24 protein-coding genes are annotated in these 23,040 nt (G+C 70.5%); 9 read left to right on the top strand and 15 right to left on the bottom strand.

Annotated features, from left to right (window positions below; all coding sequences use genetic code 11):
- Positions 1 to 37 precede the first annotated feature (37 nt).
- The 4 genes from OG505_RS06880 (at position 38) to OG505_RS06895 (ending at position 1,853) form a co-directional block, all read left to right on the top strand.
- A complete protein-coding gene (locus OG505_RS06880; RefSeq protein ID WP_405431843.1) occupies positions 38 to 334 on the top strand; it encodes a hypothetical protein in 297 nt (98 codons plus the stop codon).
- 113 nt (positions 335 to 447) lie between these two features.
- Positions 448 to 663, top strand: a complete 216-nt coding sequence (locus tag OG505_RS06885; protein WP_405431844.1) for a hypothetical protein — start codon at positions 448 to 450, stop codon at positions 661 to 663.
- A 235-nt stretch (positions 664 to 898) separates the two neighbouring features.
- Complete coding sequence (locus tag OG505_RS06890) at positions 899 to 1,339, top strand: DUF1801 domain-containing protein (protein WP_405431845.1); 441 nt, start codon at positions 899 to 901, stop codon at positions 1,337 to 1,339.
- Positions 1,340 to 1,481: 142 nt separating this feature from the next.
- Positions 1,482 to 1,853 (top strand): hypothetical protein, encoded by a 372-nt coding sequence (locus OG505_RS06895; RefSeq protein WP_405431847.1) that lies wholly within the window; start codon positions 1,482 to 1,484, stop codon positions 1,851 to 1,853.
- Between the two features lie 61 nt (positions 1,854 to 1,914).
- On the opposite strand, the gene OG505_RS06900 is transcribed toward OG505_RS06895, so the two are convergent.
- Complete coding sequence (locus OG505_RS06900) at positions 1,915 to 2,121, bottom strand: hypothetical protein (protein WP_405431849.1); 207 nt, start codon at positions 2,119 to 2,121, stop codon at positions 1,915 to 1,917.
- Between OG505_RS06900 and OG505_RS06905 the strand changes: the two genes are divergently transcribed.
- Together OG505_RS06905 and OG505_RS06910 are read left to right on the top strand one after the other, a co-directional pair.
- Entirely contained in the window at positions 2,120 to 2,281 is a 162-nt protein-coding gene (locus tag OG505_RS06905) for a hypothetical protein (RefSeq protein ID WP_405431850.1), read from the top strand. The genes OG505_RS06900 and OG505_RS06905 overlap by 2 nt on opposite strands.
- Positions 2,282 to 2,514: 233 nt before the next feature.
- Positions 2,515 to 3,411: an acetyltransferase gene (locus OG505_RS06910; RefSeq protein WP_405431851.1), complete on the top strand. Its 897-nt coding sequence runs from the start codon at positions 2,515 to 2,517 to the stop codon at positions 3,409 to 3,411.
- 121 nt (positions 3,412 to 3,532) lie between these two features.
- Here OG505_RS06910 and OG505_RS06915 read toward each other — a convergent pair whose 3' ends face one another.
- From OG505_RS06915 to OG505_RS06970, 12 genes are all read right to left on the bottom strand, one after another.
- Entirely contained in the window at positions 3,533 to 4,132 is a 600-nt protein-coding gene (locus OG505_RS06915) for a DUF305 domain-containing protein (RefSeq protein WP_405431853.1), read from the bottom strand.
- A gap of 72 nt (positions 4,133 to 4,204) precedes the next feature.
- Positions 4,205 to 5,098 carry a DUF1996 domain-containing protein gene (locus OG505_RS06920; protein ID WP_405431854.1) on the bottom strand — a complete coding sequence of 298 codons (894 nt, stop codon included), beginning with the start codon at positions 5,096 to 5,098 and terminating at the stop codon, positions 4,205 to 4,207.
- Between the two features lie 233 nt (positions 5,099 to 5,331).
- A complete protein-coding gene (locus OG505_RS06925) occupies positions 5,332 to 7,215 on the bottom strand; it encodes a Xaa-Pro dipeptidyl-peptidase (protein WP_405431855.1) in 1,884 nt (627 codons plus the stop codon).
- Between the two features lie 125 nt (positions 7,216 to 7,340).
- Positions 7,341 to 7,826, bottom strand: coding sequence for a DUF2231 domain-containing protein (locus tag OG505_RS06930; RefSeq protein ID WP_405431856.1), 486 nt, complete (start codon positions 7,824 to 7,826; stop codon positions 7,341 to 7,343).
- A 319-nt stretch (positions 7,827 to 8,145) separates the two neighbouring features.
- On the bottom strand, positions 8,146 to 8,637 hold the full coding sequence (locus OG505_RS06935) for a DUF2231 domain-containing protein (RefSeq protein ID WP_405431857.1): 492 nt from the start codon (positions 8,635 to 8,637) through the stop codon (positions 8,146 to 8,148).
- Between the two features lie 112 nt (positions 8,638 to 8,749).
- A complete protein-coding gene (locus OG505_RS06940) occupies positions 8,750 to 9,940 on the bottom strand; it encodes a sensor histidine kinase (RefSeq protein WP_405431858.1) in 1,191 nt (396 codons plus the stop codon).
- A 4-nt stretch (positions 9,941 to 9,944) separates the two neighbouring features.
- Positions 9,945 to 10,613, bottom strand: a complete 669-nt coding sequence (locus OG505_RS06945; RefSeq protein ID WP_405431859.1) for a response regulator transcription factor — start codon at positions 10,611 to 10,613, stop codon at positions 9,945 to 9,947.
- A 100-nt stretch (positions 10,614 to 10,713) separates the two neighbouring features.
- On the bottom strand, positions 10,714 to 12,513 hold the full coding sequence (locus tag OG505_RS06950; RefSeq protein WP_405431861.1) for a glycoside hydrolase family 15 protein: 1,800 nt from the start codon (positions 12,511 to 12,513) through the stop codon (positions 10,714 to 10,716).
- Positions 12,514 to 12,553: 40 nt separating this feature from the next.
- A complete protein-coding gene (locus OG505_RS06955; protein ID WP_405431863.1) occupies positions 12,554 to 13,030 on the bottom strand; it encodes a hypothetical protein in 477 nt (158 codons plus the stop codon).
- Between the two features lie 376 nt (positions 13,031 to 13,406).
- Positions 13,407 to 15,860 carry an AAA family ATPase gene (locus OG505_RS06960; RefSeq protein WP_405431864.1) on the bottom strand — a complete coding sequence of 818 codons (2,454 nt, stop codon included), beginning with the start codon at positions 15,858 to 15,860 and terminating at the stop codon, positions 13,407 to 13,409.
- Positions 15,861 to 15,942: 82 nt separating this feature from the next.
- Positions 15,943 to 16,206, bottom strand: coding sequence for a hypothetical protein (locus tag OG505_RS06965; RefSeq protein WP_405431865.1), 264 nt, complete (start codon positions 16,204 to 16,206; stop codon positions 15,943 to 15,945).
- Positions 16,207 to 16,333: 127 nt separating this feature from the next.
- Complete coding sequence (locus OG505_RS06970; RefSeq protein ID WP_405431867.1) at positions 16,334 to 16,894, bottom strand: DUF4352 domain-containing protein; 561 nt, start codon at positions 16,892 to 16,894, stop codon at positions 16,334 to 16,336.
- Positions 16,895 to 16,978: 84 nt separating this feature from the next.
- Between OG505_RS06970 and OG505_RS06975 the strand changes: the two genes are divergently transcribed.
- On the top strand, positions 16,979 to 18,901 hold the full coding sequence (locus OG505_RS06975; protein WP_405431868.1) for an N-6 DNA methylase: 1,923 nt from the start codon (positions 16,979 to 16,981) through the stop codon (positions 18,899 to 18,901).
- A gap of 2 nt (positions 18,902 to 18,903) precedes the next feature.
- On the opposite strand, the gene OG505_RS06980 is transcribed toward OG505_RS06975, so the two are convergent.
- On the bottom strand, positions 18,904 to 19,305 hold the full coding sequence (locus OG505_RS06980) for a hypothetical protein (RefSeq protein ID WP_405431870.1): 402 nt from the start codon (positions 19,303 to 19,305) through the stop codon (positions 18,904 to 18,906).
- Positions 19,302 to 19,613 (bottom strand): hypothetical protein, encoded by a 312-nt coding sequence (locus OG505_RS06985; RefSeq protein WP_405431871.1) that lies wholly within the window; start codon positions 19,611 to 19,613, stop codon positions 19,302 to 19,304. Before OG505_RS06985 ends, OG505_RS06980 begins: the two co-directional genes overlap by 4 nt.
- 140 nt (positions 19,614 to 19,753) lie before the next feature.
- On the opposite strand from OG505_RS06985, the gene OG505_RS06990 reads away from it, so the two are divergent.
- On the top strand, positions 19,754 to 21,715 hold the full coding sequence (locus tag OG505_RS06990; RefSeq protein ID WP_405431872.1) for an N-6 DNA methylase: 1,962 nt from the start codon (positions 19,754 to 19,756) through the stop codon (positions 21,713 to 21,715).
- The gene (locus OG505_RS06995) at positions 21,712 to 23,013 is read left to right on the top strand and encodes a restriction endonuclease subunit S (protein WP_405431874.1); all 1,302 of its coding nucleotides are present in this window, start codon (positions 21,712 to 21,714) and stop codon (positions 23,011 to 23,013) included. The genes OG505_RS06990 and OG505_RS06995 overlap by 4 nt, the downstream gene beginning before the upstream one ends.
- Positions 23,014 to 23,040 lie beyond the last annotated feature (27 nt).

Genomic DNA, 23,040 nt, shown 5'->3' on the forward strand with positions numbered 1-23,040 from the left:
TCGACGAGGACGGCACGCTGGCCGCCGGGAGGTGGCCATGTACCTTGCGGTGGTGGCCGCCCTCGACCCGACGATCGAGTTGGATCCGGACCTGTTGGCGCGGATCCAGCAGCACGTCACCCGCCGGGAGGACGATCTGGCCGGCGCGTTGATCGGTGACGACCTGCTCGATCTGTTCGCCTTCTCCGGCACCCCCGAGCACGTCGCGGGCCAGGCCGCGGAGGTGTTCGACGCCGGGGCGAGCCGGGTGGAGTTCGGTAACCCGCACGGGTTGACTCCGCACGGCGGGATCGACCTGCTCGGCCGGCGGGTGCCTCCGCTGTTGCGCGGGTGAGTCGTGTGTCGGGGCCGGGGAAAAGGAAGAGACGCCAGCGCAGAGGGCGTCAGCGGCTGCCAAAGTTCAAGGATCGTGCGACTCCTCGGCGCGGACAGCGGCCTCGGCCTGGGATGCTGCGTTACTGGTTGCGGCGGCCGGAACCGAGCGTTGCCATCTCGGCAATCTTCACGGCGATTTCTCTGCTGATGACCGCTGCGACGCGTGACTGGGCTCTCCTGGTCATCGTGCTGCCGGGCCTGGGCGGGGGTCTGTTCGTGTGGGTGACCCGGGATATCTGGCGCCGTAACGCCGACCGCTGGCAGCAGGGATACGACGACGTCTTCTGATCTCCAGTCCGGCAGCGACCGCTCGGCAGAAGCGGACACCCCGCCAATGTCGCAGAGCGGTCGATAGCAACCCACCGTGGTCTCGATTCAAGCCGCATGGGTCGGCATGGTCAGGTTGACCGCGCGCGGCGACGTCCCACCCCTGAGACACGTCGAAATCTCTGGAGAGCCGCTTCGCTGTCGGAGCGGGCGGGTGTGGCGACTCTTCGTCGTAGTCGCGTGACAGCATTAGCTGATGGGCACATCGAAGCAGCCAGTGACGGTCCCGACCGAGGTCAGCGTCGACGATCTCCTGGCAGCCATCCCCGACGAACGTAAGCGGGCCGACGCGGGGCGGCTCCGCGCGGTCATGGGCGAGGTGACCGGCGAGTCGGCGGTGATGTGGGGCCCGAGCATCGTGGGCTTCGGCAGGTATCGCTATACCTACGACAGCGGGCGTACGGGCGAGGCGCCGCTGGTCGGCTTCTCGCCGCGCAAACAGCATCTCGTCGTCTACCTGGTGGGTGGTTTCGAGGAACGGTACGGCCCGATCCTCGCCCGCCTCGGTCCACATCGCGCCGGAAAGGGATGCCTCTACCTGAAGCGGCTCGACGACGTCGACGGGAGCGCGCTGCGCGAGTTGATCGACCGCACGGCGCGGGTGCACAAGGGTGTCAACCGGGCCAGTCAACGCTGAGGCTCCGCGTCCTGGTCGGGCGGCGGGTGTGCCGGTGAGCGTGATGACTCACAGGCATAAATATGCCCCTGAGTCATCACGCTCGTCGTGACCTCCGCTCATGCGGACGTCACGCTGCGTATCGTTCAGGCTGGGCTGCCGGATGCGGCGGGGCTGCGCTGCCGGCGCGGTTGACCGGGCCGTGCGGGGTCAGTCGTCGCCGCCGCGTTCGGCGGACGCGGCCGGGGCGTTGCCCCGGGAGGTCGCCCGCGCCGAGGAGTTGCTGGCGGCGGTGGCCGAGGCGCACCTGCGGGGTTCGGGGATCGTGGTCCTGCCCGACGGCAGGTTCGCCGCCCGTCGACCTCGCCGCCCGTTACGCCGCCTGAGCGTCGCCGGTCCGCCTCGGCCCCCCGCCTGTGCCGGCCGGACCGTTCCCGGCGCCGGCACTCCGGCCTGCGAGCACGCCGAACCCCCGGCAGGTCCCGCAACAACAACCCAGCCCGCTATCTTCCGCGCGACCAGCGACCGGACCTAAACGCGCGGGTGGGGCAGTCCCAAACATGTCGGGCCGCCCCACCCGCGGCGCGGACGCGAACTCAGAACCCGAGGGCGCCCCGCCCGCCGACGACCGGCAGCCGCAGCTCACTGTCGTTCGGCGCGACCCGCAGTTCGGTGCCGCCCCGTGGCAGCAGGGTGTACTCATGGTCGCTGGAGAAGACGACCACCCCGATCCGGTTGCCCGCCGGGAAGATGTAGTCCTTGGGCGCGGACGTGTTCATCATCGCCAACGCCGACACCGTCATGACCTCATCGAGCGCCAGCCTGATGGCCGAGGTTTACCCGGGTGTCGAGATCCGCAAGGACCTCGGCGAGCACGGGACCCTGCTCAGCATCGACAAGGCGCGGCGGGTGCTGGGCTACGAGCCCCGGCACTCGTGGCGCGACCACGTCGACCAGTTGTGAGCCGCCTCGGCGGGTAACGCGGTCGGCGCGCTGGTGCTCGGTGGCTCGGAGACCAACCCGACGTTGTGAACCGGCCCGGAAAAGCGTTGTGGGCTGATGGCGCCTCGCGTATGTTGGCGGGCACGCCGTCGAGCCGAGAGGAGGTCAGAACAATGTCCGATGTTCTGCGCCCCCTCCGCGCACCGGCGTCCACGCGGATCTGACCCGGGGCGCTCGCTTTCCGGAGGTCCGCCATGACCACTCTGGTCATCCGCCCGCTCGTCGCGGGCGAGGAAAACCTGTTCGACTCCATGACCGATCCGCTGCCCCAACTGCGGCAGATCGCGTACGCCGACGGCATCACCGGCGGCGGCTACCGACCCGAGAACACCTGGATCGCCCTGCTCGGCGGCCGGGTGGTCGGACGGGCGGCCTGGCTCTTCCCGCCCGGGGCGGTGGGCGCTCCCTGGCTGGAGCGGTTCGACCTGGCCGCCGAGCCGGAGGTCGGGGCCGCGCTGCTGCACGCCGCCCACGAGGCGCTGGGAGGTCCCGGTCGGTACTACGCGGCCCTGCCCGCGCACTGGCGGCGTCGACCCGAGGTGCTGGCCGTGGTCACCGCGCCGATGGAGGCGGCCCGACTCGCTGGCCTGGTCGAGGTGGGTGAGCGGCTGCGATGCTCGTGGACGGGCACGCCGCTGCCGACGACCTCCGGCCGGTACACGTTCCGACCGCCCGTCGACGGGGCGGAGATCAACGCCCTGGTCGCCCGGGTCGCCGAACCAGACGTGCTGACCGGCGCAGAGATCGCGCGTGCCGTCGGCGGCGTCGACCTAGCCACCGATCCGCTGGCCTGGCTGGGGGAGTCGACCGACCAGTGGCGCGTCGGGGTGCAGGCCGGGCAGCCGGTGGGCCTGGTCGGCACGGCCGGCGACGCCTGCTATCCACTGCTGGCGTACCTCGGCCTGCTCGACGACGCGGCGCGCGGTGAGCTGCTGGCCGAGGCGGTCCGGGTGCTCGCCGCCGGAGGCGCCCGGGAGGTGATCGCCGACGTGGACGCCCACCGCGTCGCGGTGCTCGCCGAGTTGGAGCGCACCGGGTTCCGGCAGCTCCGCGCGCGTGTGCTGTTCGCGCCGCCGGCCGAAAAGGCGTAGCCCTTCTGGGGTGCGCCCCGCGTCACCCGGGCCGCACCCCGCACCGGCGGCAACGCCGCCTCCTGCGGTGATCAAGAGGTTCGCGTCACGACACGCCAGTGGGATGACGCAAACCTCTTGATCACCGAGTCGGGGTGGGGGTGGGGGTTAGGTTGTTCAGGTTTGTTTGGTGGGTGGTGTTGGACTGGATCACTGTGGTGGCCAGGGTGGTGGCGGCCGGATGGACGCCGCTTTTCTGTTCGGCGGTGGCGACCCGGACCGTCTGCGTGAGGTACGCGCGCAGGTGCGCGGCGAGCAGGCGGTGGAACGTCTTCCCGGTGGCCGACCGCAGCGCGGTCAGCTCGTCGGTGGTGATCATGCCCGGCATGTCGTGGCCCTCGTGCGGGTTGGTCGCCGGCGCTCCCGCCTCGCGCAGCAGTTGGCGGGACCGGGTCAGGTCGGCACGGTTGCTGGCCCGCACCTCGGCGGCCAGCCGTCGCCAGGCGGGGTCGGTGGTCCGGGTCGGCACCAGGTCCAGCACCGGTAGCAGCCGGTCCGTCATCGCGGCCGTCAGTTGCAGCCAGGCGATGTCGGTGGGGCTGAAGGAGCCCGCCGATTCGACGTTCGACGGTGTGGATGCGGCCGGCGCGACAGTGGGTGGCTCGGCGCTGTCCGCGGGTGACCCGCCGGCGCAGCCGGCGACGAGCACCGCCGCCGTGAGCAGCGCGGCGTGAGCGCGCATACGGCCTCCTTCCGCCCGTGGCGGGCGGGCCCGGCGTGACCGGACCCGCCTCTCGGGTACGACGGTGTCGGCTCAGATCGGCCGGCCGTCGTGCCCGCACTTGATGACCGGCCGGATGCAGTCCTGGACCCGGCGGGCCATTTCCGCAATCGGCCAGGCGTTGAAGAAGTCGCCATGCATGGTGTAGCCCGGCCCGGAGGCCAGCCGGAAGTGCGACGGGTCGCCGTTGACCGGGTACCGCAGCACCTGCCGCAACTTCGGCACGTGCACCGGGTGGGTGCTCGGACAGGCCTGGTTCACCGGGTACGCCAGGTGGCTCTTGTGGTCCGGGGAGTCCAGGTCCCGACCGTTCCAGCACTGCGGGAAGTCCAGGTACGACTCCAGCATCGTGCCGGCGGGGCAGTTGACGAAGTCCTTCGACGGCGGCACCTGCCCGGCGTGCAGGCAGGACCAGCGGGCGATGCTGTCGTTCGGCCCGGTGGCCTTCGCGTTGCCCGCGACGAGTCGCAGGCCCTGCGGGATCGGTTGGGTGTTGGCGACGACGTCGGCGCGGACACCTTCACCGAGGTAGTAGAACGTGGCGATGGCCGGTTCCACCGCGACGTTGTCCCGGTAGAGGGTCGGCACCCAGTACGACGAGACGTCCACCGCCGGGTTGCAGGTGCTGGTGGACTTCACCAGGTCGGGAAGCGTGGTGTTGCCGTTCGTCACCGTGCTGCCGAAGAAGCTGTGCATGTGTGAGGCCCCGGGCAGCCCGGGAAAGACGATCGGGTCGTCGGGCAGCCGGTGGCTGTACGCGCAGTCGGCGGGGAACTCGGCGACCCGGATGACGTTGGCGACCGGGGCGGCGTCGGCCCGGTCGGTGGTGGAGACCAGGTACGTGCCGAGGAGCGTCAGCAGGGCGCCGATCGCCGTGGCGAGGTGTAGCCGGCGGGGGACGTGGGAGAGGGGTGCGGCCCTGTCCATCTCTTACTCCTGTCGGGGACGGGTCAGGGACAGCTCCAACGCCGCCGCCGAAAGACGTCGGAGGGTGTCCTGGCCAGACGGGGTGGTGGCCCGTGAACCGGTGCGAGAGAGCGCTCTCACCACATCAGACTGTTCCCGATGTCGACAGTTGTCAATACGTACGCAGTTGGTGGAAAACGCGACGGGAGGGGCAGCCCGACGTGTCGGACCGCCCCTCCCGTGGGACGAGGACGTCAGAAACCGAGTACGGCCCGCCCGCCGACCACGGGCAGCCGCAGCTCACTGTCGTTCGGCGCGACCCGCAGTTCGGTGCCGCCCCGTGGCAGCAGGGTGTACTCCTGGTCGGTGGAGAACACGACCACGCCGATCCGGTGGCCCGCCGGGAAGATGTAGTCCTTCGGCTCCATCGTCCACCGGTAGTCGTACAGCTTGCCCTGCCGTACCGGCGACGTCCGGTCGGCGCTCTTGCGGTTCTGCGGGTCCATCCAGCCGCGCGTCACCACGGTCGGCGCGGAGCTCGACCCGGCCGGCCCGTAGTCCACCAGGTACGCGGTGAGGTTCGCGTCGGGCTTGTTGTCGATGGCCATCCGCAGCCGCATCTCGGGGCGGCCGGAGAAGCGGACGTCCCGGGTGAGCGTGGGGGAGCGGTACGCGAGTCGGTTGGCGCTGGCCGTGTCCGGGTTCGCCACCAGGGTGTCCGGGTGGATGGTCCGGCCCTCGTCGACGAAGCGCTGCTCGACCTTGGCCTTCGGCGGCTTGCCCGTGGTCAGAGCGCCCGGCGCGGCGGCGTCGGTCGCCGCGAACCGCAACCCGACCTCACGCGCGGCGGGGTCGGGCCAGTTGGCGTACGTGGTGTAGGCCCGGTCCTCGCGCTGGAGCACCGCGGTTGGCTCGTCCATGATGCCGTTGCGCACGTTCCACAGCCAGAAGTCGAACCAGCGGTTCTCAGTCTGCTTGTAGGTCCAGGTGTGGCCGTCCGGCAGGGTCACCGACGCGTTGCTGCCCGGCCCGCCGTGCCCGCCCTGGTGCAGCCAGATCTTGCGCGGCACGTCGCGCTTGGCGAGCTGGTCCCACCAGCCGGCGAAGTGCTCGGTCTTCACGTTCCAGTCGTTGAGGCCGTGCACGACGAAGACGCTCGCCCTGACGTCGCGCGCGTCCAGGTAGTCGCGGTCCTTCCAGAACGTCGAGTAGTCACCGGTGATGCGGTCCTGCTCCTGGGTGATCGTCGCCAGTTCGTCGGCGCATTGCCCCTCGGCGCGGGCCTGCCCGGCCGTGTACTGGGCCAGGATGTCCAGGTCCTCGCCCTGGAAGGTGCCCGGCGCCACCACCAGGCCGTTGGCCCGGTAGTAGTCGTACCAGCTGCTGATCGCGGAGACCGGCACGATGGTCTTCAGGCCCTTGACCCCGGTGGTGGCCACCTGGTTGGGCAGCGTCCCGTTGTAGGAGACGCCGGTCATGCCGACCGCGCCGGTGGTCCAGCCGGCGGTGACCGGGGCGCCGTTCACGTCGTACCCCCTGGCCCGCCCGTTGAGCCAGTCGATGACGGCCTTGGTGCCGAGCGTCTCGGCCTGGTCGCCGCTGGTCGGGCAGCCGTCCGAGTCGCCGGTGCCGACACTCTGGCCGAGCACCACCGCGTACCCGCGGGGCACGTAGTAGTCGTCCAGCGAGCCGGGCAGGTTGGCCTTCGCCTGCGCCCGCTGGGCCTCCACCTCGAGCGCCCGCCGCCCGGAGCGGTCGGTCCGGCCGTTCTGCGGCAGGTCGTCGACCAGCACGCTCGGGTACGGCACGTCACCCCAGGTGCCCCTGCGGTACGGGCTGTGCTCGAAGATGACCGGCACCTTGAAGCCCTGGGTGGCGGTCTCCCGGGGCCGGGAGATGTCGATCGCCACCCGGTCGGGACGGCCGTCATGGTCGGTGTCCACCGGGGTCTGGACGTACACCCGCTCCTCGATGGCGTCCGCGAGCGAGAACACCGGCTGGGTCATGCCGTCGGCCACCACGATGCCGGTGGGCGTGGGAGGCGTGGGCGAAGCGGCGGCCGCGGTCGGGGCTGCGCTCAGCACCAGGGCACCGGACACGCCGACGCTGAGAAGTGCGAGATGGCGGGGTCGACGCATGCGCGTCTCCCTTCGGTCGGGCTGGCTGCCGGGTCTCGGCACGGACCAATCGCGAAGATCCATTCGCCGCCATGCTAGGTGCGAGTGGGCGTCGCGTCGATCCCCTCGGGCCGCGCCCGCGCTCGTTACTGGCCCTCCCAGACCGCCTTCGCGCCGGAGTCGCCGGTACGGACCACGTAGTACACGGCGATGCCGGCGGCCACCACCGACAGCACCTGCAACACCAGCGTCAGCGCCCGACCGGCGCGTGCGGTCTCGGCGTCGCGCGGCGCGACGAACCAGACCAGCGCCAGCGCCACGACCCCCAGCCCGATCGCGGCGTAGAGGGTGAGGTCGCCGAAATCCTGGTGCGCCTCCAGCTTCGGAACGAACTCGGGCGTGACGCGGTTGGCGGAGCGCATGCGCGCGAAGAACGCGTCACCGGTGAGCTTCGCCAGCAGGGCGGCGACCGGAGCGCCCACGGCGAGCAGGCCCAGCACCCAGCGTGTGTGCGGCCGGATCGGCGCGACGAGCGCGTACGCGACCGTCAGGAGGGCCAGCAGCGGCACGAACACGACCGCGGCGTGCAGCACGAGAGGGTGGGCGGGGACGCCCATGAAATCCTCGAACATCGGCGTCTCCTCCGTAGGGGTGGACGTCGATCGTCCGGAAAGGACGTTATCGGTCGCGCGTGGACGTGTCAGCCCTCGGGATCGCCTCAACTACGCGAGCACGGCAGCCAGTCCTTCTTGTACTTCAGGCCCGAGCCGCGGCACCCGGGTCGTTGCTGGCCCGGGTGCCGCGGCAGGACGGGATGCTCCGTTGAACGGTATGACTCACCGGAATATTTATGACTCTGAGTCATACCGCTTGTCGTCACGCCCGAGCCCGCGGGCGTCACGCCCCGTGACACACACCCGCGCCCGGGGTGGCCGTGCCTCCTGGCGGCGTTCAGTCGTCGTCGCCGTGCCCGACGGAGGCGGCCGGGGCGCTGCCCCAGACGGCCTTGGCCCCGGAGTCACCCACCCGGTAGACCTGCACCAGGTTCGCGACCGCCACGACCACGGCCAGCACCGCGATCACCACCGCGAGCGCCCTCGGCGTTCGGCGGGAACCGCTCGGGCGGGTGTCGCGGCGGTGCAGCCAGACCAGCGCGACGGCGGCGACCAGCAGGGGCAGGGCGAACCAGATCAGCGTGTCACCGAGTTCGGCGTGCTCACCCGGGTCGCCGACCCGGCGCTCCAGGCTCTCCCCGCTGGAGGTGGCGAGCGGGATCGCGGCCGTCGCCAGCGCGGTGATCAGGACGACGAGCCCGCCGTAGCGGCCCCGCCACGACGGTCGTACGGCCAGCGCGGCGACGCCGAGCGCGGCCAGCGGCAGGAGAACCACCACCGCGTGCACGACGAGTGGGTGCAGTGGCAGTCCGTTGACGGTGTCGGGCACGGGGTCTCCTCGGCGTTCGGGATGTCACTGCCCGTCACCTTATTGCCGATTTCTTGCGAAGTTCTTGCGTCCTCGAACGTCATCCGAATCAGCGGCGGCGTCGGTGGGTCGCTCAGGATGCCGGCAGCAGCAACGTGAAGGTGGCACCCGCACCCGGAGCGCCGGCCACCGTGATCGACCCCTGGTGTGCGTGCGCGACCTGCTGCACGAGCGCCAGGCCCAGCCCGAACCGGCGGCCAGCCCCGGCCGTGCCGTGCGCGAAGCGCTCGAAGAGCCGGTCCGCCTCGGCCGGGTCGAGGCCCACACCGTCGTCGGTGACCTCGACGGCCACCTGATCGGCGTGCCGTCGCACGGTCACGGCGACATGCCCGCCAGCGTCGACGTGCCCGATCGCGTTGTCCACCAGGGCGGTGGTCGCTCGGCGCAGCGCCGTGCGCGCCCCGTGCACCGGGGCCGGGCCGGAGGTCTCCACGCGCAGCTCGACCGTCCGCTCCCGGGCGTACTCCTGCATGCTCGCGACCACCTCGCGGGCCACCTCGCTCAGATCGACGACCGCGGACGGTGGCGGCTGATGCTCGGCAGCGGCGGACACCAGCAGGTCCTCGACCACGTCGCCGAGCGCCCGGGTGTCCGCCACGAGCTGGTCGAGCTGGTCGGTGAGTCGTGCCGCCGGCTGCGTCTGGGATCGTCGGGCCAACACCTGTGCACGGGTGTGCAACACGGTGAGCGGGGTGCGCAACTCGTGCGAGGCGTCGGCGACGAAACGGCGTTGCAGAGTCAGCGCGGTGGCCAGGGGCGCGACCGCCCGTCGGGCGAGCAGCGTCGCGGCCAGCAGCGCCCCCGTCAGGCCGGCCAGTTCGGCGACCAGCAGCGCGACGCCGAGCTGCCCCTGGCGTTGGCGCAGCGGCGCGAGGTCGGCGGCGACGGCCCAGCGGCTGCCGTCCGCTCGGTCGGCGACCAACACCCGTACCGGATGGTCATCTCCCGCATCCGTGTCGAATCGCCCCGGCTGGCGTCCCACCGCGTCTTTGAGGACCCGGGTCAGCTCCGGCGAGGCGCTTGCGGTCACCTCGACGGCACCGGACCTGGCCGCCCGGTGGGCCAGGAATTCGCCGGGCGGCGGGTCGTCGGTGTCCTCGGCCACCGTGAGCACCTGAGCCAGTTCGGTGTTCAGCGCCCGCGATTCCTGCCGGCTGGTGAGGACGAACATCAGCGCGCCGACCAGCAGCAGCACCACGCCGATCGCCCCGGCGGTCTGCGCCACACTGCGCCGTCGAGCCTGGACCAGTCGGGCCTCGTCCACGCCGTCAGACCGCGCCGATCCGATAGCCGAGACCATGCACCGTACGGATCGCGCCCCGGCCCAGTTTGCGACGCAGGTGATGCACGCAGGCGTCGACGCTGCCCGGTGCGTCGGCGTGGTCGAACGCGCTACTCAGCAGCTCGGCCCGCGTGAAGACCTTCGTCGGCCGGCCGGCGAGGGCGCGCAGCACGGCGAACTCGCGGGCGGAGAGCGGAATCTCCTCGTCGTCGTCGAGCACTCGCCGGTTTCCCACGTCCAGCCACCGTCGCCGCCCCAGCGGCAGCCGACCCGCCGCGTCCTGGTGTCGACGGCGCAGCGCCCGCAGTCTGGCCAGCAGTTCAGGGACCTCGAAGGGCTTGACGAGGTAGTCCTCGGCGCCCGCGTCGAGCCCTTCCACCCGGTCATCCAGGGCGCCCCGGGCGGTGAGCAGCAACACCGGGCACGTCACACCCCGCGCCCGCAACAGGGTGACCAACCCCAGCCCATCCAACACGGGCAGCCCTCGATCGACCACCAGCACGTCGTAGTCGCGGGCCAGGGCGCGGTGCAGCCCGCTCTGCCCGTCGCCGGCCACCTCGACCTCGTACCCCTCCTCGGTGAGCAGGTCGGTGAGCAGCGCGCTCAGCGCGCCGTCGTCCTCGACCAGCAGCAGGCGCGGGCGGTCAATCTCCACCCGCCCAGTATTCCCCCTGACCACGACCCCGCCCGGGACGCTCAAAACTCCTCGTACACCGCCGGATCCTGGCCCGCGAGCCTCCCGCCCAGACGGTCCCTCAGGCAGACCCGTCACCCGTGGGGGCGTCTCGGATGGCGAGTGCGGCTTGGATGAGCGCGGCGTGGGTCAGCGTCTGGGGGTAGTTGCCGAGGTGGGCACCCGTCGCGGGGTCCACCTCCTCGGGGTAGAGGCCGAGTGGGCTGGCGTACTCAACCATGGCCTGGAACAGCTCGACGGCCGCGCGGCGACGCCCGGTGCTGGCAAGTCCCTGAACGAGCCAGAACGAGCAGGGCAGGAACGCGCCCTCGGTGCCGGGGAGGCCGTCATGTCCGGGCGGGTAGCGGTAGAGCAGTGGACCGCCGGCGGACAGCCGGCCCTGGATGGCGTCGATGGTGCCCCGTACCCGGGGTGACTCGGTCCGGTCCAGGCCGAGCAGTGGCAGCACGAGCAGAGCCGCGTCGAGCTCCTGGGATCCGTAGCTGCGGACGTAGCTGGCCGCCGTCGGGTCGAAGCCACGGGTCCGGACCTCGGCGGCGATGGCATCTCTGGCTTTCTGCCAGCGTCGACGTTGGCGGTCCGGCAGGGGGTGCGTGTCGGCGATGGCCAGGGCGCGGTCCAGGGCGAGCCAGCCCATGAGCTTGGAATGAACGTGTTGCGCGGGCTCGCGTACCTCCCAGATGCCGGCGTCCGGCTCCTGCCAGCAACCGGCGACCACGTCGGCGAAACCGCGCACCGCCCGCCACGTCTCGGGGTAGAGGCGGTGTCCGGCCTGAGCGAACGCCCAGGCGGCGTCGATCACCCAGCCGTAGCCGTCGAGCTGGTGTTGGCCGGCGGCCCCGTTGCCGATCCGCACCGGACGGCTGTCGAGGTAGCCGGGCCAACCGGACAGTTCTCGTTCCGCTGGCACGTGCCGGCCGTGCAGGGTGAGCAGCGCCGGCAGGCGTGGCCGCTGCAACCGACTGGCGTGCAACAGCCACGCGAGGAAGCCTCGGGCCTCGTCGGTCTTGCCGATGCTGAGGAAGGCGCTGACGCCGATACTGGCGTCACGGGGCCAGACGTAGCGGTAGTCCCAGTTGCGTACCCCACCGGGATCCTCGGGCAATGACGTGGTGGGCGCGGCCACCGGCGCTCCCGAGGGTGAGTAGGTCAACAGCCGCAAGGTGAGCAGGCTTCGTACGACGTGTTCCCGGAAAGGCAGCCGCTCGTCGATCTCCGCGGTCCAGGCCCGCCACCGGGCCTCGTCCTCGATGAGCAGGTCCCAGGCGGCCGTCGGCTCGACGTGGATCACCGGTTCGCGGTGCGCCACGGCCAGCACGAAGGTGACCGGCCGGCCTGGCCGGACCGTGATCGAGGTGGGCCGACCCGGTTCGATTCGGAACCTGGGCGTGCTGTCCAGCGCGACCGCGAGCGGCCCCCACTCACACACGAGGGCCTGACGTCGGTGGTGGACCCGGGGCCGGCGGTGCCGTGCGCCAAGGCGGGGATCGAACTCCACCACCGCGTCGAGGGCTGTCTGCTCGGCCGACAGCCGTCGCACGATAAGTGTCGTGGGCAGCAGGCGACCGCTGACCTCGGCCACCATCGCCTCGGTGAGGCGGAGCTGGCCGCCGCCCACCGCCCAGGTCGTCTCCAAGGTGGCGGTGTGCTGCCGGTAACGTCGCTCGACGACAGTGGCCGGCCCGGCCGGGCCGACCCGGAACGTTCCGGCGTCCGGGCCACCGACCAGTCGGCCGAACAGGGGATCGCCGTCGAAGCGTGGCACGCAGAGCCAGTCCATGCCGCCGTCACTCGCGACCAGGGCGGCGGTACGGGTGTCGCTCAGCAGGCCGTAGTCGCTGATGGGTGGCCCATCGGTCATGGAGAACGCTCCTCGACGAGCCGCGTTGGCGAACAGCGGGTCACCTGGCTTGCAGGAGCAGCCCGAGGAAAGCCCCGTAGACGACGTGGACGACGGCCGTGACCAGGGGGGTCTGGATGCCGTAGTTGACGGCGAACAGACCGGGCGGCTCCAACACCGCCGTGCTGGCCGGCCCCGCCCGCTGCGAGGCCATGCGCGGGTGGACCCCAGGAAGCAGCGGCAGAATCACGGTCAGCGCGATCCCGACGTGCACAATCCCGAACAGCGCCCCAATCCACCAGGTGGCACGGTGCAGCAGGGCGAACGCGGTCGCGTAACCGAGGGCGAAACCCTGACCGGCGCACAGGTGGAAAATGAACCCGACGACCCGCGCCCGATCGGGGTCCTCGGTGACGAAGGCCCCGAGCACCAGGGGAAGGTCGAGCCGAGTCAGGCCAGCCAGTTGAGCGGTGATCATCGCCGCGGTGAGCGCCGCAGTGGCGACCAACCCGAACAACGCCCATCCGGCCCAGTCCATCTCAGCAGTCGTCGACGTCGCGGGCGTTCTCGGTCATCGGTCCACCCTCCGGCTGAGCAGCGTGAATCCCACGGCCCGGACCGGACACCCGCCCACCGGGTGCCCGGTTTCTCACCATAAGCCACCGGACCTGTCGCACTGACCTGCTCGCCCAGACATCCCGTGACAAGTTGGCGGCGGGACGGGGGCAGCCGGTCAGTGCGGTTGAGTTGCCGGTTGGAGGTGCGTGAGCAGGACGCTCACCTCGGTGTGCAGGCGTCGCAGTTCCGCCGCCGTCGCGGCCACCAACCGGCGCTGACCGCCGCGGCACCGAGCAGACCGGACCCGCGCAACAACTGGTCGGCCGCCGCCAGGCAGCGCTGCGGCGTCGGCGCGGTCACGACAGCGCCGCCGCGAGGAGGCGGGCGTCCGCGACCAGGCCGGGCAGGTCCGCCAGGTACGCGCCGTGCACGCCTTCCCGGCACGCCTGGTACGCGTTCACCGGACGCCTTCCGTGCCGGCGCAGCAGCTCGTTGCGCACGTCACCGCCCCGATCGGGGTCGTCGAACAGCGCCATCGCGACGATGGTGGCCAGCCGACGGGACGCGTCCACGATGGCCGCCTCGATGTCGGCGTGCGGAACACCCCGCGCCACTCGGGTCCGCCAGACCGTCCGTTGGCAGGCCGCCTCCACCGCCGAGCGGCACAGCTCCGCGACCACCGGCCCGCGCACCTCGGCAGGGATCTCCTCGTTCCGCGCCAGCGCGTACGCGTCGTCCAGGTAGCGGGTCACCGGGTCGGAGCCGGGCCGCAGCGTCACCACCGATTTCTCCGCCCGGGTCACCTCGATGATCCGCGCCTTGCCGATGTCGAGTCGGCGCACCGCGTCCGGCAGGCGCGTGTCGTGGGTGAAGACCACCACCTGCCGCTGCTCGGCCAGCTCGGCGAGCACCCGTGCGAGACCGTCCACCTTCGACGGGTCCATGCTCTGCACGGGGTCGTCGACCACGATGAACCGGAACGGGCTCTCCGGGGCGCAGCTGCGCGGCAGGAAGGTCGCCAGCCCGAGCGCCTGCATCTCACCCTGGCTCATCACCCCGAGGGCCGTGCCGTTGTCGGCGCCGTCCACGCTGACCGGGAAGACCACTCGCCGTCGGGTGTTCGCGCCTTCCAGCGTCATCGCGCCCAACTCGACGTTGCTCTCCTGCCGCAGCTGCGCCCAGATCCGCTGCGAGTGCCCGGCGAACGGCGTGACCCGCTCGCTGCGAATGTGCGTACCGGCGTCCTTCAGCCAGGCGCGCGCGGCCTTCAACCGGGTCAGGGTCGCCTCCCGCCCCGGCAGTCCGTCGGCGGCGGCCATCCACTCGCGCACGTCGGCCGCCGCCGCCCGCCAGCCGGTGTCGCGCTGCCGCAGGAACCCCTCGGCGTACGCGCGGGCCGCGTCCGCCGCCGTCACCACCGCCGGGTACCGCGCGGCCAGGTGGTTGGCCAGGTCGGCTGGCTTCCCGGGTACGCCCCGCAGCGCGGCCACGGCGTCGCGCAGTGCCTCGACCGTCGGCTCCGACCCGGAGCCCTGGGGCACCGCGAGGTCGTCGATCAGGTGGTGCGCCTGCCGCAGCAGGGCCGTCAGCCGGGTCGTCGCCGTCTGGGCGGCGACGCTGCGCTGCCGAAGATCGGTCAGCGACTGCGCGGCGGCGGCACGCCAGCCACCGTCGAGGGTGCCGGTGGCGCAGACCGGGCAGGACCCATCGCCCTCGTCCTCGTGGTGTTCCAGGGCAAGCCGAAGCAGCTCGGCGCTGCGCAACGCGGCCCGGGACCGGCCACCGTCGTAGCGCAGCGCCTCGGCCGCCGCCTCCCGCAGCTGGCCGACCAGCCGGGTCACCTCGTCGACCGGCGGCGGGGCGAGGTCGGCGAGCTCCCGACAGAGCAGCACCTCCCGGTCGGCGGTCGCCTCGTCCGGCTCGTCGAGGATCGCCGTCACCGCGGCGAGGTCGACCGCACCCCGGCCGCCCAGCAGCGCGGCGGTCCGCCGGGCCCGGTCGTCGGCGATCCCCGCAAGCGCGTCGGCCAGGGCGGCACGCTGTGCGCGTACCTCCTTGATGGTGGTGTCGTGCGGCCGGGCGGCGCGCAGCAGACGCTGGTCGGCGTCGGTGAGCGCGTCCAGGCCGAGGATCGCGAAGAGCGCGTCGAAGAGCTGGCTCTGCGTGCCGGCGGCGAGCTTGCCCAGCTCGGCGGCGGTGAGGAACGGCCGGTACAGCTCCAGCGGGCGGGCCAGACCCAGCTCGGAGAGGCCGGTGTGCCGACCCTGGGCGCTGGTGACGGTCACCTCGGCGTCCGCCAGCTCGGCCCCGACCGGCCAGGCACGGTTCACCCGCGTCGGCGTGGCCACCCCGTCGACCCGCAACTCCACGTCGACCCAGCACGGGTCCGGGCTGTGCAGGTTGCGCCACCCCGTACGCCAGACGCTCGTCTTGTCGGCCCACCGGGCGCTGTCACCGGTCAGGGCGAGCTCGACGGCCTCGGCGAAGCTGGACTTGCCGGAGCCGTTACGGCCCACGACCAGGGTGAGGCCCGGGCCCGGGTCGACCTGGAGGGTCCGCTCCGGGCCGACGCCGCGGAACCCGGCGACGGTCACCGACTTCAGCCAGATCCGTTCGGTTGGACCGTCTTCGGCGGGGGAGCGGGAGTCGAGCCGGGTGGGCGTGCCGGCGAGGGCGGCGGTCAGGTCGTCCTCGCTGGTGAGGGCGGCGAGGACCAGCTCGGCGGTCTCGGTCGGGACGCCGTCAGCGGCGGCCAGTCGGTCGAAGATCAGCTCGATCAGGGGCGTGGTGGGCTGCGGAGGTTGGGTCATGGTCGTCTCCAGGCGTGTGGTGTCCGCGGACCGACGGGTCGTCGGTCCGCCCGGGATGAGCGGTGGAAGTTGGTGCTTCGGCTCAGCGCGCCGGGCGCCACTCTCCGCAGTTCTGGGAGCTGAAGGCGTAGTCGGAGGCGCGGATGGTCACCTGGACCCGGCGGGCGCTGTTGGTGAAGTAGTTGTCGATCGTGTCGCCTGAGGCGTTCTGTCGCTCCCAGTAGCAGCCGTCGACGTCGGTGGTCACATACGTGCCGGGCTTGATCTCCTTACCGACGCGGAACGTGCCCTCGCCGAAGATCCGACCCTGGGCTGCGAGGTCCACGTCGGCCTGCCCGCGCTTCACCGCCTCGCGCCACTTCTTCGCGTACGGGTAGGTGGGACAGAGCAGGAGGGCCGTCCTTCTGTGAACAGGTTGGCTGTGAACAGCCGGGGCGGGCGTGGACTGCCCGCCCCGGTCGGTGGGGGAGAGGTCAGCCCAAGGTGACGTCGACGCCGCCCGAAAACATCGAGTCGTGCAGCTCGAGCTTGGTGAGCTTGACGTTCTTCGGGATGTCGAAGACGACGACGCCGTTGACCTGGTTGCCGGGGTTGATGTCGTTGAGGAACGTCTCGGCGTTCTTGTTCGCGTAGATCGCCGCACCGGAGTCGGCGGAGTACTCGGTGCCGTCGGCCGCGTACGCCTTCTGGCTGCTGCCGTCGAACATCTGCGCTTCCTTGCCGATGTTCTTCACGTTGACCGTGACCAGGCAGAACTGACCCTGCGCCTTCGCGCCGAGTACGTCGGTGCCGATCTTGGCGACGCCGCACTTGGACGACTTGACCGTGAACTCGAACTTCCCGTCCCGGGCCGGCTGCCCGATCTTGGCGGTCTTCGCCGGCTTCTCCTCGGCCTTGGCACCGCCTTCGTCGCCGGTGGAGCTGCTCGCCTTGTTGTCGCTGCTGGAGTCGCTCGCCTTGTCGGCGGCACCGGAGCCGCAGCCCAGGGCGATGAGGCCGGTGGCGAGCAAAGCGAGAGTCGTGGTCTTGCGCATCGTTGTCCTCCTGAAGTGAGCGTTGCGGGGTCAATAAGAGCATCGTCTGACAACAGTGTCAACAGACAATCTCGTGCTTGACAGATGTGCGAGACTTTCGAGGTGCAGGAGAACCCGACCATCACGGCAGCGGAGATCGCCCGGCTCGCCGGTGTCGGTCGCGCTGCGGTCAGCAACTGGCGTAAACGGCACTCCGACTTCCCCGCCCCGGTGGGTGGGACGGCGGCGAGCCCAGAGTTCGACCTGATCCAGGTCGAGCAGTGGCTACGCGCCCAGGGCAAGCTCCCCGAGCTGGCCGCCGCTGACCGGCTCTGGCGACACCTCGCCGCAGCCAGTGACACCCCGGCCGCCGGCCTCGCCGCGGTCGGCGCTTTCCTGCTGGCCCGACAGCGCGGCTCCCGCAGCGGCCACCCCGATGCACAACTCGCGCCACTGCTGCCCGACGTCGACGCCCTCGCCGACGAGCTGGGTGCGCAGGGCGCGTTCGACGAGCTGTGGCAGCGGTTCTCCGCACCCGGCCCCGGCCGCCCCTTCGCCACCCCCGACAATCTCGCCGATTTGATGATCGGGCTGGCCAGCGTCGGCGGCGGCTCAGTGCTCGACCCGGCCGCCGGCTCCGGCGCCATCCTGCGAGCCGCCGTCCGCGCCGGCAGCACCTCCGTCTACGGGCAGGAACTCGACGAGGGCCTCGCCAAACTCGCCGGCCTGTGGTTGGCGCTGCACGACGTACCCGGCGAAGTCTGCGCCGGCGACACCCTGCGCGCCGACGCCTTCGCCGGCCGCGCCGTCGACGCCGTCGTCTGCCACCCACCGTTCGGCGCCACCAACTGGGGCGACGACGAACTCGGCCACGACCCCCGCTGGATCGTCGGCACCACACCCCGTACCGAACCTGAGCTGGCCTGGGCGCAACACGCCCTCGCCCACCTGCGGGTCGGCGGGCACGCCGTCCTGCTGATGCCACCCACGGTCGCCAGCCGCCGCGCCGGCAAACGCATTCGCAGCGAACTGCTGCGCCGAGGCCACCTGCGCGCCGTCATCGCCCTCCCACCGGGCGTGGCGGCGCCGCACGGCGTACCCCTGCATCTGTGGGTGCTGCGGCGGGCCGCGACCGACGCGCCGCCACCGGCGCGGGCGCTGCTGATCGACGCCGCCGGCGGTGACCTGGCCGACACCGCGCCGCGCGTGCTGGCCGCGTGGCGGGCCTTCGCCGCCGCCCCGGGCGGCGACGTCGAGGAGGCCGGGTTCGCCCGTGCGGTCCCGGTCATCGAACTGCTCGACGAGGAAGTCGACCTCACCCCCGCCCGCCGGCAACCCGCCGTCGGGGGCGAGGCTTCCGGAGAGCATCTGGTACGCACCAGAGAACGACTGGCCGCCATCGTCGGCGAGCTGCCGGCGTTACTGCCGCAGGTCACGCCGGCACCCGACGGGCCGGACGGACTCTTCCTCACGGTCGGGGAGCTGGCGAAGAGCGGGGCACTGCAACTGATCGGCCCGGTCCGCGCCGGCACGTCCACACCCGCACCGGACGGGCCACCAGTGCTCACCGTCCAGGACGTGCTCGCCGGGGTGGCGGCGTCCGGGCGGGTTGACGACCGCTTCGGGCAGGAGATCCCCCTCGCGGTGGGGGACGTGGTGGTGCCGGTGATCGCGCGGCAGCTCATCCCTCGGGTGATCACCGAAGAGGGGGCGTTGTTGGGGCGCAACCTCTACCTGTTGCGACCCAACCCGTCCGCGCTGGATCCGTGGTTTCTGGCTGGCCAGCTGCGCACGTCGGCGAACGAGAAGCAGACGTCGAGTCTGTCGAGCACCATGCGGTTCGACATCAGACGGGCGCAGATGCGGCGGCTGTCGGTCGACGAGCAGCGGGTGCACGGAAATGCGTTCCGGCGTCTCGACGCGTTCGAGTCGGCGATCCGGCAGGCCGCGTCGCTGGGTGCTGAGCTGGCACAACTCACCGCGGACGGCCTGGCGCGCGGCTCGATCCGCCCGGACGACCCGCAGTGATCTCAGACCTCGACGATGGGCCAGTCGTAGCCGAGCACCTTGCGCACCTGATCAGCCCGAGACGTGATGAGGCCGGCAGCACTGCTGATCGCGAGGAACGCCGCGTGGCCGGCACCGAGGCGGCCGGTCTGCCGGGCCATGCCCCCGATCACCGGGCAGTCGTCGGCCCGGTCGACGTGCAGGGCCGGCGTGAGGACCTGGACGGCCGGGTTGCGACGCAGCATCGCCAGGTACTCGTGCTCGGTGTGGTCGAGCAGGCTGTACGCCTCGAGCAGGCAGACCAGCGGCACGGCGACAGTCGCATCGGCGTCGGCCGCCCCCACCATCGCCTCACCGACGGCCTCGACGCCCTGGGCGTACGCCATCAGGGCGCCGGTGTCGAGCACGTAGACCGGTGCGCTCACGCCGCACTCGGCCGGTCGAAGTCGGCGCGGACCTCGTCGACCGGACGCTCCAACAGCTCCGCCACCCGGGCGATCGCCGCCTCGCGCATCTCCGGTGTCACCTGGCGGGCCGCCAGTCGCCGTGCCGCGCCCGCTGGGTCATACGGAAACTCGCCGTGCCCGGCCGCCCGCAGAGCGGCCCGCATGTCGTCGGATATCCGACGGCGGCGCAGCGCTTCGGTGACATACGCGGAAACCTGGCGGGCCGGGAGCGCATCCAGCTGCTCGGCCACGTCATCAGGGACGGAGATCGTCACACGCCGACTCATACTCGCGAGCCTAGCGAAGTATGAATCCTCCGTCAGCGACGACCCGCTGACACTCGGTTGATCATCTCCCCCAAGTGGGGGACCCCGACGACGCGGGCCAGCAGCAATACTCCTGACTTAAGGCAATCGAAAGGAAACTGGTGAGTACCAAGCACCAAGAGCTCGCGAACTTCATCTGGTCGGTCGCCGACCTGCTCCGCGGCGACTACAAGCAGTCCGAGTACGGCCGGGTGATCCTCCCGCTGACCGTGCTCCGGCGCCTCGACTGCGTGCTCGAACCGGCGAAGGACGCGGTGCTCGCCCGGCACCAGCAGCTCAAGGATGCGGGCGTGCAGAACATGGAACCGGTGCTGCGCCGGACCGCCGGGTTGCCGTTCTACAACACCAGCAAGCTGTCCTTCAAGACGTCGTTCGGCGACCAGGACCACGTCGCGCTCAACCTGCGCGCCTACATTGGCGGCTTCTCGCCCGGTGCGGTCGACGTGCTCGACAAGTACGGCTTCGACACCCAGATCAGCCGGCTCGCCGAGGCAGGGTTGCTCTACCAGGTGGTCGCCAAGTTCGCCGAAGTTAACCTGCACCCGGAGGTGGTGTCCAACCACCAGATGGGCTACGTCTTCGAGGACCTGATCCGCCGCTTCTCCGAAATCAGCAACGAGACCGCCGGTGAGCACTTCACCCCGCGCGAGGTCATCAAGCTGATGGTCAACCTTCTCCTCGCCCCTGACGAGGACGACCTCGTCACCCCGGGCATCGTCCGCAAGGTCTACGACCCGGCCTGCGGCACGGGCGGCATGCTCAGCGAAGCCCAGGACCACATCCAGGCCCACAACCCGCACGCCACCGTCGAGGTGTACGGGCAGGAACTCAACGGCGAGACGTATGCAATCTGCCGCTCCGACATGATGCTCAAGGGCGGCGACCCGACGAAGATCGCCTTCGGCAACTCGTTCAGCCAGGACGGCCACGAGGACGAGCGGTTCGACTACATGCTCGCCAACCCTCCGTTCGGGGTGGAGTGGAAGAAGGTCGAGAAGTTCATCAAGGCCGAGCACGCTCGCGGCCACGCTGGCCGGTTCGGTGCCGGTCTGCCCCGGATCAACGACGGCTCACTGCTCTTCCTCCAGCACATGATCTCGAAGATGAAGCGCCCCGAGGACGGCGGCAGCCGCCTCGCGATCGTCTTCAACGGCTCGCCGCTCTTCACCGGTGCCGCAGGGTCGGGGGAGTCGGAGATCCGCCGCTGGATCTTGGAGAACGACCTCCTGGAGGGCATCGTCGCGCTGCCCGATCAGCTCTTCTACAACACCGGCATCTCCACCTACTTCTGGATCCTCACCAACCGGAAGGAGCCGGCCCGCCGGCGCAAGGTCGTGCTGCTCGACGGCCGCGGCTACTGGACCAAGATGCGCAAAAGCCTCGGCGACAAGCGCAAGATGCTCACCGACGAGCACATCGCCGAGCTGACCCGGGCGTACGTCGAGGCACTGTCCATCGCGGACGACCCGGAGCACCCGCAGCACGCCAAGGTGAAGGTCTTCAAGACCACCGACTTCGGCTACCAGCGGATCACCGTCGAGCGTCCGCTGCGGCTGCGATTCGAGGTCACGGAGGAGACGGTCGCGCTGCTCGCGGAGGCGCGGGCGGTCCTCAAGTACGCGGAGCGGGAGTCGCTCCTGGCGGCGGCGAAGTCGCTGATCGGCACTTCGTCCGCGACGCGGGCTGAGTTCGCGATGAAGCTGAACGGGCTCGGAAAGCTGCCAGCGCCGGTGGAGAAGGCGGTGTGGGAGGCGTTCTCGGTCAACGACCCGGAAGGGGAGGTGCAGACCGACCGCAAGGGCAATCCGCTGTCGGACGTCGACCTGCGGGACAACGAGAATGTGCCGCTCGACGAAGACATCCACGAGTACCTCAGGGGCGAGGTGCTGCCGCATATGCCGGGCGCCTGGATCGACGAGACCAAGACGAAGATCGGGTACGAGATTCCCTTCACTCGCCACTTCTACCTTTACCAGCCACCACGTCAGCTGGCTGAGATCGATGCCGAGATCAAAGCTCTGGAGGCCGAGATTCAGGCGCTGCTCGGCGAGGTGACGGGATGACCTGGAAGGCCACGACGCTTCGTACAGCGGCGGAGGTAGTACTTGGCCGTCAGCGGGCTCCGCAGCACGCTATGGGACCCGACATGGTCCCGTACTTGCGCGCTGCCAACGTTAAAGATGGAAACCTTGACCTCGAGGATGTCCTCGAGATGAACTTCACGCCGAGGGAGCAGCTGAATTTTGGGCTTCGCTCTGGAGATGTGTTGGTGACGGAAGGAAGCGGTAGTCGTTCAGTCGTGGGCGCGTCTGCCGTATGGCGTGGTGAGATCGAAGGTACGGTCTGCTTTCAAAACACGCTTCTGAGAGTGCGGCCGAGGCCGGAAGTGATGGACGGCCGCTTCTTGGCTTGGTGGGCTCAGGCAGCCCGTGCAATGGGCTTGTTCGCGTCCATTGCGGGTGGCGCCAACATCTACCACCTGAGCGCGGATAGGGTGCGGCAACTTCCCTTAGATCTTCCTCCGATTGACGAGCAGCGACGAATCGCCGACTTCCTAGATGCGGAGTTGGCCCGTATGGACGCCCTAGCCCGGGCTAGGGAGGACCAAATCAGGCTGTTGACCGAGCGGTCTGAAGCGATGGTGGCGTCCGCGATATCTGATCGGTTCAGCGAGTACGGCACCGTCCCTCTGCGTCGTATTTGGTCAGGCATCGAACAGGGGTGGAGCCCCCAGTGCGAGGACGTGCCTGCTGATCCCGACACTTGGGCCGTCTTGAAGACGAGTGCCGTCAGCACCGGAATCTTCAATCCCTTGGCGCACAAGCGCCTTCCGGCCGACGTCAAGCCGGACTTGCGCTATGTCGTCAACGACGGAGACCTGCTCCTGACACGGGGAAGTGGCTCCCCTGCCATGGTCGGGGTCGCCACCGTTGCCGATACAGGCGGTCGGCATCTCTTGTTAAGTGACCTTCTTTACAGACTACGGCTTCAGCCCGAGTGGCCGGCTTCGTTTGTTGCTTGCGTCCTCGGCAGCCGTCCGGTCCGCGAGCAGGTGTCGCTGCTCTTGAGAGGCCAGTCAGGGCAGACTATCAAACTGCGAGGTCAGGACGTGGGTGACATCCTCGTGCCCCGTGTTCCCTCCAACCTCCTCGGCCCGTTCACTGCAGAAGTCACCTCAATGCAGGAAAAGCACGCTGACGCCGCGCGGAGGATCGGGGATGGCCTCCGACTAATGCACGAGCGACGGCAGGCGCTGATCGCGGCCGCTGTGACCGGACAGATCGACGTTACGGCAGCGGGGAGTGGAGGTATGCGTTCAGCGCATCAGAAGCGGAGTTTCAAGACGGCGATCGAATGCTGAAGCCTTGACCGCTGAGCGGGTGTGCTG

It is taken from the genome of Micromonospora sp. NBC_00617, assembly GCF_045161355.1.
In the GTDB taxonomy this organism is placed as follows: Bacteria; Actinomycetota; Actinomycetes; order Mycobacteriales; family Micromonosporaceae; genus Micromonospora.

What these genes read in the sequence shown, in the direction of transcription:
- OG505_RS06880 (WP_405431843.1), top strand. Translation starts at nt 38, where the DNA reads ATGTACCTTGCGGTGGTGGCCGCCCTCGACCCGACGATCGAGTTGGAT.
- OG505_RS06885 (WP_405431844.1), top strand. Translation starts at nt 448, where the DNA reads ATGCTGCGTTACTGGTTGCGGCGGCCGGAACCGAGCGTTGCCATCTCG.
- OG505_RS06890 (WP_405431845.1), top strand. Translation starts at nt 899, where the DNA reads ATGGGCACATCGAAGCAGCCAGTGACGGTCCCGACCGAGGTCAGCGTC.
- OG505_RS06895 (WP_405431847.1), top strand. Translation starts at nt 1,482, where the DNA reads ATGCGGCGGGGCTGCGCTGCCGGCGCGGTTGACCGGGCCGTGCGGGGT.
- OG505_RS06905 (WP_405431850.1), top strand. Translation starts at nt 2,120, where the DNA reads ATGACCTCATCGAGCGCCAGCCTGATGGCCGAGGTTTACCCGGGTGTC.
- OG505_RS06900 (WP_405431849.1), bottom strand. Translation starts at nt 2,121, where the DNA reads ATGACGGTGTCGGCGTTGGCGATGATGAACACGTCCGCGCCCAAGGAC.
- OG505_RS06910 (WP_405431851.1), top strand. Translation starts at nt 2,515, where the DNA reads ATGACCACTCTGGTCATCCGCCCGCTCGTCGCGGGCGAGGAAAACCTG.
- OG505_RS06915 (WP_405431853.1), bottom strand. Translation starts at nt 4,132, where the DNA reads ATGCGCGCTCACGCCGCGCTGCTCACGGCGGCGGTGCTCGTCGCCGGC.
- OG505_RS06920 (WP_405431854.1), bottom strand. Translation starts at nt 5,098, where the DNA reads ATGGACAGGGCCGCACCCCTCTCCCACGTCCCCCGCCGGCTACACCTC.
- OG505_RS06925 (WP_405431855.1), bottom strand. Translation starts at nt 7,215, where the DNA reads ATGCGTCGACCCCGCCATCTCGCACTTCTCAGCGTCGGCGTGTCCGGT.
- OG505_RS06930 (WP_405431856.1), bottom strand. Translation starts at nt 7,826, where the DNA reads ATGTTCGAGGATTTCATGGGCGTCCCCGCCCACCCTCTCGTGCTGCAC.
- OG505_RS06950 (WP_405431861.1), bottom strand. Translation starts at nt 12,513, where the DNA reads ATGACCGATGGGCCACCCATCAGCGACTACGGCCTGCTGAGCGACACC.
- OG505_RS06955 (WP_405431863.1), bottom strand. Translation starts at nt 13,030, where the DNA reads ATGGACTGGGCCGGATGGGCGTTGTTCGGGTTGGTCGCCACTGCGGCG.
- OG505_RS06960 (WP_405431864.1), bottom strand. Translation starts at nt 15,860, where the DNA reads ATGACCCAACCTCCGCAGCCCACCACGCCCCTGATCGAGCTGATCTTC.
- OG505_RS06970 (WP_405431867.1), bottom strand. Translation starts at nt 16,894, where the DNA reads ATGCGCAAGACCACGACTCTCGCTTTGCTCGCCACCGGCCTCATCGCC.
- OG505_RS06975 (WP_405431868.1), top strand. Translation starts at nt 16,979, where the DNA reads ATGTGCGAGACTTTCGAGGTGCAGGAGAACCCGACCATCACGGCAGCG.
- OG505_RS06985 (WP_405431871.1), bottom strand. Translation starts at nt 19,613, where the DNA reads ATGAGTCGGCGTGTGACGATCTCCGTCCCTGATGACGTGGCCGAGCAG.
- OG505_RS06995 (WP_405431874.1), top strand. Translation starts at nt 21,712, where the DNA reads ATGACCTGGAAGGCCACGACGCTTCGTACAGCGGCGGAGGTAGTACTT.